This is a genomic window from Variimorphobacter saccharofermentans (assembly GCF_014174405.1).
Classification (GTDB): Bacteria; Bacillota; Clostridia; order Lachnospirales; family Lachnospiraceae; genus Mobilitalea; species Mobilitalea saccharofermentans.
Window position 1 is genome coordinate 1,166,331 of the sequence record NZ_JACEGA010000001.1, and the last position, 12,849, is coordinate 1,179,179.

The 12,849-nt window shown below is 39.7% G+C and carries 11 protein-coding genes; 9 read left to right on the forward strand and 2 right to left on the reverse strand.

Translation table 11 applies throughout. From position 1 onward, the window contains the following. Positions 1-48 precede the first annotated feature (48 nt). From ilvB to H0486_RS05190, 6 genes are all read left to right on the forward strand, one after another. The gene (gene ilvB, locus H0486_RS05165) at positions 49-1,725 is read left to right on the forward strand and encodes a biosynthetic-type acetolactate synthase large subunit (RefSeq protein WP_228351978.1); all 1,677 of its coding nucleotides are present in this window, start codon (positions 49-51) and stop codon (positions 1,723-1,725) included. A 178-nt stretch (positions 1,726-1,903) separates the two neighbouring features. After that, on the forward strand, positions 1,904-2,989 hold the full coding sequence (gene serC, locus H0486_RS05170) for a 3-phosphoserine/phosphohydroxythreonine transaminase (RefSeq protein WP_228351979.1): 1,086 nt from the start codon (positions 1,904-1,906) through the stop codon (positions 2,987-2,989). A gap of 178 nt (positions 2,990-3,167) precedes the next feature. Beyond that, positions 3,168-4,349, forward strand: a complete 1,182-nt coding sequence (locus H0486_RS05175) for a phosphoglycerate dehydrogenase (RefSeq protein WP_334298878.1) — start codon at positions 3,168-3,170, stop codon at positions 4,347-4,349. A gap of 110 nt (positions 4,350-4,459) precedes the next feature. Beyond that, on the forward strand, positions 4,460-5,701 hold the full coding sequence (locus H0486_RS05180) for a DUF1015 domain-containing protein (protein WP_228351981.1): 1,242 nt from the start codon (positions 4,460-4,462) through the stop codon (positions 5,699-5,701). A 140-nt stretch (positions 5,702-5,841) separates the two neighbouring features. Continuing rightward, the gene (locus tag H0486_RS05185) at positions 5,842-6,501 is read left to right on the forward strand and encodes a YesL family protein (RefSeq protein WP_228351982.1); all 660 of its coding nucleotides are present in this window, start codon (positions 5,842-5,844) and stop codon (positions 6,499-6,501) included. Between the two features lie 252 nt (positions 6,502-6,753). Next, a complete protein-coding gene (locus tag H0486_RS05190) occupies positions 6,754-8,859 on the forward strand; it encodes a glutamine synthetase III family protein (RefSeq protein WP_228351983.1) in 2,106 nt (701 codons plus the stop codon). Between the two features lie 231 nt (positions 8,860-9,090). Here H0486_RS05190 and H0486_RS05195 read toward each other — a convergent pair whose 3' ends face one another. Both H0486_RS05195 and H0486_RS05200 read right to left on the reverse strand, forming a co-directional pair. After that, positions 9,091-9,735: a GyrI-like domain-containing protein gene (locus H0486_RS05195; protein WP_228351984.1), complete on the reverse strand. Its 645-nt coding sequence runs from the start codon at positions 9,733-9,735 to the stop codon at positions 9,091-9,093. Positions 9,736-9,796: 61 nt separating this feature from the next. Further along, the gene (locus tag H0486_RS05200; protein WP_228351985.1) at positions 9,797-10,336 is read right to left on the reverse strand and encodes a ClbS/DfsB family four-helix bundle protein; all 540 of its coding nucleotides are present in this window, start codon (positions 10,334-10,336) and stop codon (positions 9,797-9,799) included. A 567-nt stretch (positions 10,337-10,903) separates the two neighbouring features. Between H0486_RS05200 and H0486_RS05205 the strand changes: the two genes are divergently transcribed. The 3 genes from H0486_RS05205 (at position 10,904) to acpP (ending at position 12,824) form a co-directional block, all read left to right on the forward strand. Next, entirely contained in the window at positions 10,904-11,356 is a 453-nt protein-coding gene (locus tag H0486_RS05205; protein ID WP_228351986.1) for a MarR family winged helix-turn-helix transcriptional regulator, read from the forward strand. 110 nt (positions 11,357-11,466) lie between these two features. After that, positions 11,467-12,444, forward strand: coding sequence for a beta-ketoacyl-ACP synthase III (locus tag H0486_RS05210; protein ID WP_228351987.1), 978 nt, complete (start codon positions 11,467-11,469; stop codon positions 12,442-12,444). 143 nt (positions 12,445-12,587) lie between these two features. Next, positions 12,588-12,824 carry an acyl carrier protein gene (gene acpP / locus H0486_RS05215; protein ID WP_228351988.1) on the forward strand — a complete coding sequence of 79 codons (237 nt, stop codon included), beginning with the start codon at positions 12,588-12,590 and terminating at the stop codon, positions 12,822-12,824. The last annotated feature ends 25 nt before the right edge of the window (positions 12,825-12,849 follow it).

A 12,849-nucleotide genomic window follows, 5' to 3' on the forward strand; every position in this document is an offset into this window, starting at 1 on the left:
ATGAACATGAGCTTGTGATCAAAATAAACACGGAAATGAGGGTAAAGAATGGAATTAACAGGTTCTCAGATAGTAATTGAATGTTTAAAGGAGCAGGGCGTGGATACCGTATTCGGGTATCCGGGCGGTACTATCTTAAACATATACGATGAATTATATAAACACAGTAATGAAATCAGGCATATCCTTACCTCCCATGAACAGGGTGCGGCCCATGCGGCTGATGGTTATGCAAGAGCAACCGGCAAGGTTGGAGTATGCTTTGCTACCTCCGGTCCGGGTTCTACGAATCTGGTAACAGGAATTGCTACTGCATATATGGATAGTGTTCCGATGGTAGCAATCACAGCCAATGTAGCAGTGAATTTATTAGGAAGGGACACGTTCCAGGAGGTCGATATCGCTGGTATCACCATGCCGATTACGAAGCATAACTTTATTGTAAAGGATATTACCAAGCTTGCAGATACTATCCGTAAAGCATTCAAAATTGCAAAGTCCGGCAGACCAGGACCGGTACTTGTGGATATCACCAAGGATGTAACAGCAGCAAAAACCTCATATAAGAAAGTTACTCCAGAGGTAATTCAACGTAAAACGGATGAGATTACAGAAGAAGATATCAAGCAGGCTATTGAAATGATTGAGCGCTCTAAGAAGCCATTTATATTCGTAGGCGGTGGTGCAGTAATCTCCGAGGCACATGATGAATTAAAGGAATTTGTTGATAAGGTAGATGCACCGGTAACGGATACGTTGATGGGAAAGGGCGCGTTCGACGGAACCGATGAAAGATACACTGGAATGCTTGGAATGCATGGTACGAAGGCTTCCAACCTGGGTGTAACGGAGTGTGATCTGTTGATTACCATAGGAGCCAGATTCTCCGATCGTGTAACCGGAAATGTTAAGAAGTTTGCAAAGAATGCGAAAATAATTCAGATTGATGTGGATCCGGCAGAAATCAATAAGAATATCATCACCCGTTGCAGCGTAGTCGGCGATATCAAAGAGGTTCTGCGCTTATTGAATCAAAGATTAGGACAGCAAAATCATAAGGAATGGCTGGAGCATATTCATGATCTCAAGCAGAAATTCCCGTTGAAATACAATAAAGAAGTACTAACCGGACCTTTTGTTCTGGAAAAGCTGTATGAAGTAACTGGCGGTGATGCTATCATTACAACAGAAGTTGGTCAGCATCAGATGTGGGCAGCTCAGTTCTTTAAGTATAACTTACCAAGAACATTCATTACCTCCGGTGGTTTGGGAACCATGGGATACGGACTGGGTGCATGTATCGGAGCAAAAGTAGGTATGCCCGATAAAACAGTAATTAATATTGCCGGTGATGGTTGTTTCCGTATGAATATGAATGAAATCGCTACAGCAACGCGATATAATATCCCGATTATTGAGATCATATTTAATAATCATGTACTTGGTATGGTTCGTCAGTGGCAGACCTTATTCTACGAGCAAAGATATTCTTACACGAACCTAAATGATAAGGTGGATTTTGTTAAGCTTGCAGAAGCTATGGGTGCCAAAGCTTACAGAATTACGAAGAAGGAAGAAGTGGAGAGTGTTCTGAAGGAAGCAATTGCCTTAAAGGAGCCTGTTGTAATTGAATGTATTATTGACAGCGATGATAAGGTATGGCCGATGGTTGCTCCCGGAGCTGCAATTGAAGAGGTATTTACGGAAGAAGATATTAAGAAATAATGATAAAGTTCAGCTCCAGTCGGATATCCGGCCGGAGCTGAATTGGACTTATTAACAATATTAGTATATATTTATTGACAAAAAAATAACGTAGTTTTATAATGAACATAATACTTTTCTTGACTAAAGTAAAATGCAAAGATGCATATATAATCAAGTGTATAAGGAGGATGAAACCGTGGGAAGAATTTATAATTTCTCAGCAGGTCCGGCGATGTTGCCGGAAGAGGTATTAAAAGAAGCAGCAGAAGAAATGCTCGATTACAGAGGCACCGGAATGTCTGTTATGGAGATGAGCCATCGATCTAAGGCTTTCGAAGCAATTATTCAGGAAGCAGAGAAGGATTTGAGGGAGTTAATGAATATTCCTGATAATTATAAAGTACTTTTCTTACAAGGTGGAGCATCACAGCAATTTGCCATGATTCCTATGAATCTTATGAAGAATAAAGTGGCAGACTACATAATTACAGGACAATGGTCAAAGAAAGCATATCAGGAAGCAAAGAATTATGGTACAGCTAATGCAATTGCATCCTCAGCTGACAAGACATTTTCCTATATTCCGGATTGCTCCGATCTTCCGATTTCAGAGAATGCGGATTATGTATATATTTGTGAGAATAATACCATCTACGGTACAAAATTTAAGAAACTGCCGAATACTAAGGGTAAGACTTTAGTAGCTGATGTATCCTCCTGTTTCTTATCAGAACCGGTTGATGTGACCAAATATGGTGTAATCTATGGTGGTGTTCAGAAGAACATCGGACCTGCCGGCGTGGTTATCGTAATCATCCGTGAGGATTTAATCACAGAAGATACCTTACCGGGTACTCCTACAATGTTAAAATATAAGATTCATGCAGACGAAAAATCCCTTTATAATACACCGCCGGCATATGGTATTTACATCTGTGGCAAAGTATTCAAATGGATTAAGAGCATGGGCGGCTTACAGGCCATGAAAGAAAGAAATGAGAAAAAAGCTGCAATCCTTTATGATTATCTTGATCAGAGTAAACTATTCCGTGGTACTGTAGTGAAAGAGGATCGTTCCTTAATGAACGTGCCGTTCGTTACAGGCGACGAGGAGCTTGATGCTAAGTTTGTAAAAGAAGCAAAGGCAGCTGGCTTTGAGAACTTAAAAGGACACAGAACTGTTGGTGGTATGAGAGCTAGTATCTATAATGCTATGCCAATCGAAGGTGTTCAGAAGTTAGTCGAATTTATGAAGAAGTTTGAAGAAGAAAACTTGAAATAGTATGTAAATCGAAATATGAAAACCAATATAATACATGATCATATCATGTGATTGGTGAAACGGAAAGAAGAACAAGGCTGCATATTAGTTCTGTGTTATAATAAACTGATATGCAACCTTTCCTCATAGTTACGATGTTTGTTATGGAAATAATTTTTTAACATGGAGAGGAGTTATTGTGATGAAGTATAATTGTCTTAATCCGATTGCCGGAGTAGGGTTGAACCTTTTTACCGAGCAATATAATAAAACTGAGGATTTCAATGAAGCAGATATTGTCTTAGTACGTAGTGCAGCTATGCATGATATGGAGCTTCCTGATAATCTTAAGGCGATAGCAAGAGCAGGAGCAGGAGTTAATAATATCCCTCTTGAGAAATGTGCGGAGAAGGGAATTGTAGTATTTAATACTCCCGGTGCCAATGCAAACGGTGTTAAGGAGTTGGTAATTGCTGGATTGTTATTAGCATCCCGTGATATCGTTGGAGGTATTAACTGGGTTCAGACCGTAAAGGATGATCCGACAGTTGCCAAATTAGTAGAAAAAGGCAAATCAAAATTTGCTGGAAAAGAAATTCAAGGCAAAAAATTAGGTGTAATCGGTTTGGGTGCAATTGGTGTGCTGGTAGCAAATGCAGCTAACCGTCTTGGTATGACAGTATATGGCTATGATCCCTTTATCTCTGTTGATAACGCATGGAACTTATCCCGTGATGTAGTTCATGTTAAGACAAGAGAAGAAATCTATGCAGAATGTGATTATATAACAGTACACACACCTTTAATTGAGGATACAGATCCTAGTGTTAATACGAAGGAAATGATTAATGAAGAGACCATTAAGCAGATGAAGGATGGCGTTATCATTCTTAACTTCGCTAGAGATTTGCTGGTAAATGATAATGATATCGAAGTAGCACTGAAGTCCGGTAAGGTTGCTAAATATGTAACGGACTTCCCGAATGCGAAGACTGCTAATATGGAAAATGTGATTGCAATCCCTCATCTGGGTGCTTCTACGGAAGAATCAGAGGATAACTGTGCAGTAATGGCTGTTAAGCAATTGATGGATTATATGGAAAATGGTAATATTAAGAATTCTGTAAACTATCCGAATTGTGATGCAGGAGTATGCAGAGCAGCTGGACGTATTGCTATCCATCATAAGAATATACCAAATATGCTTTCACAGTTTACAAGTGCTTTCTCTGCTGTCAATGTTAATATATCCGATATGGTAAACAAGAGCAGAGGAGATTATGCTTATACCGTACTGGACGTTGATTCCTCCAATAACTCTGATGTAGCAGCTAAGCTTTCTGCTATTCAGGGAGTATTAAAGGTAAGAGTGGTTAAATAAGTAGTGTAAGTGTTTTATAAGGGCATGGGGATATTATTGGATATGAATAATAATCTTCATGTCCTTATTTTAAGAAAGCATGAGTTAAGAATTAGATAGGAGAATTTAGTATGGCTACAGTGAAACCATTTTTATGCTATCGTCCGAATGAGACTGTCGCGAGCAGAGTGGCTGCATTACCCTATGACGTCTATAATCGTAGTGAAGCGAAAGAGGAAGTGCAGAGGGAACCCCTGTCCTTTCTGAAGGTCGACAGGGCTGAGACAAGCCTGCCAGATACAGTGGATACCTATGATCCGATTGTCTATGCGAAGGCAAAAGAGCTGTTACAGAATATGATGGAGGACGGTACCTATATTACAGACGGACAGGATTGCTATTATATCTATGAGCTGATTATGAATGGACGATCCCAGACCGGATTGGTTGCATGTGCATCCATTGATGATTATTTAAATAATAGAATCAAGAAACATGAGAACACCAGAGAAGATAAGGAAATCGACCGAATCACGCATGTAGATACCTGCAATGCACAGACCGGTCCCATTTTCCTGGCTTATCGTGCTCATACCGTCATAACAGAGGAAATTGCAAGTGAGAAAAGTAACGTGCCGATATATCGTTTTACTTCTCCGGATGGAGTACAACATAATGTATGGAGAATATCGGACAAAGTAAGAATTAATAAGATAAAGAATGCCTTTGAAGAAATCGACAGCATTTATATCGCAGATGGTCATCATAGAGCAGCGTCCGCCGTTAAGGTCGGATTAAAACGAAGAAAAGAGAATCCGAATTACGACGGTACAGAAGAGTTCAATTATTTTCTGTCCGTATTATTTCCCCATGATCAGTTGATGATTATGCCATATAATCGTACTGTTAAGGATTTAAACGGGTTGTCAACGGATGCATTTCTGAAGAAGCTGGAAGAGGTCTTTGAAGTGAAGCAAATGGGGAATAACCCGGTTTCACCCTCTAAGAAAGCTACCTTTGGCATGTTTCTGGAAGATTGCTGGTATTTATTAGAGGCAAAAGAGAGTATTAAAGAGCAGGAAGATCCGGTAGCAGCCTTAGATGTATCCATTCTTCAGAACTATCTGCTGCAGCCGGTTCTTGGTATTCAGGATCCCAGAGTGGATAAGCGCATTGATTTTATTGGGGGAATTCGTGGACTAAAGGAACTGGAACGTCGTGTTAATGTGGATATGAAAGTAGCGTTTTCCATGTATCCCACCTCCATCGAGGAACTTTTTGCTGTTTCCGATGCCGGTAAGCTTATGCCACCCAAGTCCACCTGGTTTGAACCAAAGCTGAGAAGCGGATTATTTATTCATAAATTAAGTTAATAATATAATAAGGCTCTGAGACGGTTTGGAACGTGTTATTTATAAACTGCTTCAGAGTCTATTAGTTTATGTTTTTTTTACTTTATATCTGATAGCAGATGTGATAAAATATTAAGAAATGAGCTTTGAGGAGATTGAAAATGAATAATTTTTTTAATTTGGATAATAAATTCTTTACCACGTTGGGAAAAGTCTTTGACATGATGTGCTTAAGTGTGGTTTGGGCTTTACTCTGCATTCCGATAATTACAATCGGTCCTGCGAATACAGCCATGTATTATGCCACTGTTAAGGTGATTCGTCGTGAAAGAGGCTATTTAATGCGTGAATTTTTCAGGTCCTTCCGCTTGAACTTTAAACGTGCTGCTATCTTAGGCGTAATGTTTACAATCATGTTCGTGGTATTGGGATTTGATCTTTTTTATGCGAGAGCTTCCATTAACAGTGAAAATAATTCAAGCTCTATACTGTTTGGTGTATTTGTTGCAATTACTATACTGATTGCAAGTGTATCAACCTACGTTTATCCGGTGTTGTCCAGATTTGATATGACGATTAAGCAATTGTTAAAGGCTTGTATCTTTTTGGCAATCAGGCATCTACCTTTTACAGCAGGTATGCTGGTGATAACGGCAGCTGGGATTGTAGCGGTTCTATTTTACCCGTTAGCCATTTTTCTGGCCCCTGCAGGTGTTACATTTTTAAATTCCTTCTTAATGGAAAGAGTGATGAAAAAATACATGCCGAAACCGGAAGAGGGAGAGGAAAATACCTCTAAGGATGAATGGTATCTGGAATAAAATTCGATATTCTATGACAATAGATAGTTTGCAAAGGGTACTTTCTATCGTTTATTTATAACATAGATTCAATCGAATATGGGGAGATACTATCTGTAATATTTTCACAAAAATGAAAATATATGAAAATTATGCTTTTCTTTTGAATGAAAACATGGTATAAACTATTTATATTATTTACCTATCAGAGCAGTAGTGTTCTCATCATTATGAGGACACTTTTTTCATACGTTATAGGAGAGGAGATAGAATATGTCAGAGAAATTAACTGATTTATTTGCAATTGACGTATTTAACGAAGCAACGATGTTGGAGCGTTTGCCAAAGAAGACTTACGCTGCACTTAAGAAAACAATCCAAAATGGTGAGGACCTGGATCCGAGTGTAGCAGAAGTGGTAGCCAATGCGATGAAGGATTGGGCGATAGAACGTGGAGCGACTCATTATTCTCATTGGTTTCAGCCGATGACCGGAATTACTGCAGAAAAACATGATTCCTTTATTAATCCGACTTCTGATGGAAAGATAATCATGGAGTTTTCGGGAAAAGAATTGATTAAAGGAGAACCGGATGCTTCCTCCTTCCCCTCAGGTGGTTTACGTGCCACCTTTGAAGCCAGAGGATATACCGCCTGGGATTGTACATCACCTGCTTTCTTAAGAGAAGACGCAGCAGGTGTAACGCTTTGTATTCCAACTGCGTTTTGCTCATACACCGGAGAAGCACTTGACATGAAAACTCCTCTTCTGAGATCCATGGAGGCTCTAAGCACACAGGCTACCCGTATCTGTAAGCTGTTTGGACATGATGTAAAGAAGGTGAGTCCTTCCGTTGGACCGGAACAGGAATACTTTTTAATTGATAAAGCAAAGTATCTGCAGAGGGATGACCTTATTTTCTCAGGCAGAACCTTATTTGGGGCTATGCCCCCCAAGGGACAGGAACTGGATGATCATTACTTTGGATGCATTAAGGAAAGAGTTGCCTGTTTCATGAAGGAATTGAATGTAGAACTGTGGAAGCTGGGGGTTACAGCAAAGACACAGCATAACGAAGCAGCACCGGCGCAGCACGAATTAGCACCGATCTATGCAACTGCGAACATAGCTACGGACCATAATCAGCTGGTTATGGAGTGTATGAAGAGAATTGCTAACCGTCATAATCTGGCCTGCTTACTTCACGAGAAGCCCTTTGCAGGTGTAAATGGTTCGGGTAAACATGATAATTGGTCCATGGTAACGGATACCGGTAAGAATTTACTGGATCCAGGTAAGACACCCCATGAGAATATACAATTCCTGTTATTCCTTTCCGCAGTACTAAAAGCAGTGGACTTACATGCGGATTTACTTCGTGTATCAGCTGCTAATCCGGGTAATGACCACAGACTTGGCGGATATGAAGCTCCTCCTGCCATAATTTCTGTTTATCTTGGAACACAACTTGAGGATGTAATCTTACAGCTAATTGAGACCGGAGAAGCTAAGAGTAGCAAAGACGGAGGAAAATTGAATGTAGGTGTTCATACATTACCGGAGTTGAAGAAGGATGCGACGGATCGTAACCGTACATCACCATTTGCCTTTACTGGTAATAAGTTCGAGTTCCGTATGGTGGCTTCCTCCATGTCCATAGGACCTGCAAACACAACTCTCAATACCATAGTAGCAGATGTCTTATCAGAAATGGCGGATGAACTGGAGGCTGCCACAGACTTTGACTTGGCAGTTCATGATTTAATTAAGAAGACTTTAACCGAGCATCAGAGAATTGTCTTTAATGGGAATGGATATTCGCAGGAATGGGTAGAGGAAGCAGAAAGAAGAGGACTACCGAATATCAGATCCATGGTAGAGGCAATCCCGGCATTAGTAACAGAGAAGGCTATTAAGATGTTTGAAAAGCATCATGTATTTTCAGCAGTGGAATTACATTCCCGCGCGGAAATAATGTACGAAACCTATGCCAAGGCTATTAATATTGAAGCTAGAACTATGATTTCCATGGCAAGTGTTCAGTATATTCCGGCTGTTATTAAATATACGAAGAGATTGGCAGATTCGATTAATGCAATCAAGGAAGCTGTTCCGGATGCGGATATCAGTGTTCAAACCAGTCTTTTGAAGGAAATATCCTCCTTACTAGCTGCTGCACAGACCGCCCTGAAGAAGCTACAGAAGCTGGTGTCAGAGGCTTCTTCCATCAATGAGATTGATAAAATGGCTATCTTTTATAGAAACAACGTATTCCCGGCGATGGCAGAATTAAGAGAGCCGATCGATGCCCTTGAGGTTCTGGTCGATAAGGATTTGTGGCCAGTTCCTACCTACGGCGAGATGTTATTTGAAGTATAATATAATGAGATAAGGGGATGTTTCATAATACATTCACGAGGACAACTGCTTACCTCACACACTGACGGAAGGAAATATTACTGATTCTGCATGTCTCATTCGAACATTAATTTTCACCTGATTCATACAGAATACAGCAACATGTTCTTCCGACAGTGTATTATGGTAAGTAATTATCCCCGCTGATACATTATGAAACATCCCCTTATTCTTACTGAAGCAAGATCATTATTAAATACAATCTTCCAATTTCTTAATGGGATGTCTGATTACGGTTCTCCATTTTTCAGGAGCAACCCTTCTGGCATCTGTTAAATAGATCTCGTGATGGAGTCTTTTGTCATTAATATCTTTCCTATATCCATTTTCATGAAGGTACGCATCCATCAGAGCCACTGTTGCCGGTTCATTATCAAACGGACCATTATGCATGATCTGGACACAAAGTCCTTCCTCCACTTCAAGAAACTCTGCACTACTACAGTCCATTTTCTTTTTAGTGGATGCAGTTTCTACTGCCCTATCTAAATCTTCCTTCTTCACAAAGTCAGGAAGCCTTATTACCGAGATCCAGTTAAATGCATCCTTGTTCCTATAATCTACGCCACATACACCGTCTTGCCACCAGAAACCTTCAAGAGGTGGTACAACATATTCGAAGTATCCTTCCATTTTATAACCGGTCTTGTTACTCATCTTCAAAGTATATGCTATCGCATATAGAATACCTACCGCTTGCTGATATGCGCCGCCCTCTTTATTCGGATCTCCCTTGCCACGAACAGCAATATAATTTGCTTTTGGAACATTTACAATCTCAGGTTTATTACTCGGCATATAGAACTCTTTGTATTCTTTCTTATAATCAAATGCCATCACTACTACTCCTTTCAAAATCAACCTTTGTGAGTGCCTTCGTTATCATGTGTATCAGCTGTTAATGTATACAATTCTTCTGATGTGCTTTTATTTTCTTTATCGCCCAATCGTAATGACTACTTGTTACACTAATGAAATAACTGCCAATACAACTGCCGCCTACCCAAGGATAATAAGTATTCGTAAATAATTCCTCCTGGGAGAATGTGTCAAGCGCTTCCATTACTTTTTTATGAGAATTCTTAAATCTATCAAGGGCTTCTTCCTCAGAAATATTCTGGTTACGATGATAGAAAACCATATTCATATCTCCATATGTTTTCCAGTTATATCCCTCCATCAGAAACGGCTTACTGCTTCCATCCTCCCGATTTTTAATCCAATTCAAGAGCAGTAGATGCCATTCATTCAAGTGCATCAGTACATCTCTAAGATTTTTATCGCGATTCCAGTGTGCTTCCTTTTTCTTTTCATCGGCAGCAAAGTCATAGCTGATCTTTTTCTCATTCTCAGTTCTATTTTCTATCAAACCGAGTAATTTTTCATAATATGTTCTTGCAGCTAATATTAATGCTTCTTTATTTTTTGGTCTTGACATATGTTTCCTCCTACTCTGTTAAGAAACCAGAATTAATAAGGCATCATTTCGAATTAGAAATATAGCAGATCCTCTGGTTCCGTTCATCATGCAATCCTTTTATCTATTCTTACCTTATCATACCATAATAAATATGACACCTGCATGTCATATTTATATTATCTTTATTAAGACAATAAAAACTACAAATCCCCGCTCATAGCTGGTAGATCAATTGTTTTTATCAATTCATTAAGCCACAGACAGGATAAGAGGGCTCATTCATAGGGAGGTGTAGGCAGTACCGTAAAACAATTAGCCTATTTTCGAGAGAGTTTCTGCATACTAGTTCGTTTCGCGAGCGACTGACGCAATTATTAAGGAGGAGCGAAACGTAATAGACGAATGCAGAAACTCCCGAAAATAGAGCGTGTTTTATGGTACTGCCTACACCTCCCGCAAACGAGCCCTCTTATCCGTCCCTCGGTAACTAAATGAAAAATTTAACTTGACATTTATACTGCTTTCATTTATATTTTGATTATCAAAATATTTGCAATGCAAAGCATATGCTTAGGAGAGAAGCACATGAATGATAAACTGATTGAAATTAACAAGATGCTCGTAGAGGTTTACGATGACATTATGCATATAGAAGAATATTCGATAAAGCAGGGCTCATTCCGTGATTTATCGATAACCGAAATTCATACCATAGAGGCAATTGGTCTATATGGTTCTAAAACCATGTCCGAGGTGGCAACAGCACTGGAGATTACGATGGGAACATTAACAATAGCCATTGATAAACTGATTAAGAAGGGTTATGTAGAACGAAGCCGTAGTAATACGGATCGACGCATTGTGAATGTGAGCTTAACCAAGCGGGGGAAGCTGGCATATCGTATCCATGAGAAATTCCATTTGGATATGGTAAAGGCCATTATGCTGGATTTTAATGAACAAGAGGAAGAAGTGCTGCTGACAGCCCTTAGAAAGTTAAATTATCACCTTAAGGATATCTATCTGAATAAAGAATAAGACGTTATTGAGACTATTTGCTTCCAGGCGATTGCTAAACGCTCTGTGATAGACATGAATATGTAGTAACCTGGCTCGGATAGTTTGCAAAAAGTGAGGAGGACTCCTAGATGAGACATGCGATAATCATTGGTACTGGAAGTTATGTACCTGAAAATATAATGACAAATGATGATATGGCAAAGCTGGTGGATACCAGCGACGAATGGATTGCATCCCGGACGGGTATAAGGGCCAGAAGGATATCCACTGGTGAGAATACATCGGACTTGGCATATAAGGCTGCAAATAAAGCACTGCAAAATGCCAATATAGAAGCCAGGGAACTGGATTTAATAATCTGTGCTACTATCACTCCGGATTCTTTTATGCCTTCCGTAGCCTGCATTGTTCAGGAACGGCTTGGAGCAGCGAATGCTGCTGCCTTTGATCTGACTGCCGCGTGTACGGGATTGATCTATGGGATGGCATCCGCTACTGCGTTCATTGAAAGTGGAATGTATAAGAATATTATGATAATCGGAGCGGAAACAATATCAAAGGCACTGGATTGGACTGATCGATCAACCTGTGTGTTATTCGGAGACGGTGCCGGAGCGGTGGTAATGCAGGCTTCCGATGTCAATAATGGAGTCATGGCAGTTCATCTGGTGAGTGACGGAAGTAAACAGGATTACTTATGTCTTCCCGCATTTGAATTAACTAATCCGTATATTCCACGAAAGGATGATTATAAGCCGACTATTTCCATGAAGGGGCAGGAGGTCTTTAAGTTCGCAGTTCGTAGCATTACGGATCATATTAAGGTTGTACTGGAGAAAGCATCCTTGAGGGAAGAGGATATTAAATATATTGTTACACATCAGGCAAATTGCAGAATAATTGAGCATGCAGCCAGAACCTCAGGGATTACGATTGATAAGTTCTTTATCAATATAGATCGATATGCCAATACATCAGCAGCAACCATTGGAATTGCATTGGATGAAATGGTGGAAAAGAACCTGCTGCAATCCGGTGACAAGGTTATACTTGTCGGATTTGGCGCAGGTATGACAAGTGGAGCCATTCTGGTTGAATGGAATTAAATTCACATGTTTTGGGTGTTACCCTTGAATATAGAAACATGATAGGGAAGGCTGCTTCCCAATACTAAGAAAATATTTCATTATAAAATAGGTTAGGGAGGCATGTCCTCCTGTAACGAAATTATCTTAAGGAGGATCATATTATGGATTTCGACAAAATTAAAGAGGTAGTTGCAGAACAGTTAGGCGTTGATGTCGCTGAGCTGACAAAGGAAACATCCTTAAAGGATGATTTAAATGCAGATTCCTTAGATCTATTCCAAATCATAATGTCATTAGAGGAAGAATTCGGTATTGAAATTCCTACTGAGGATACAGAGAACATCAATACAATTGGTGACATTGAAGAATATTTGAATAAGAGAAGTGAAGAAGCATAAAGAAAATCAGAAGGAAAAGGGATGT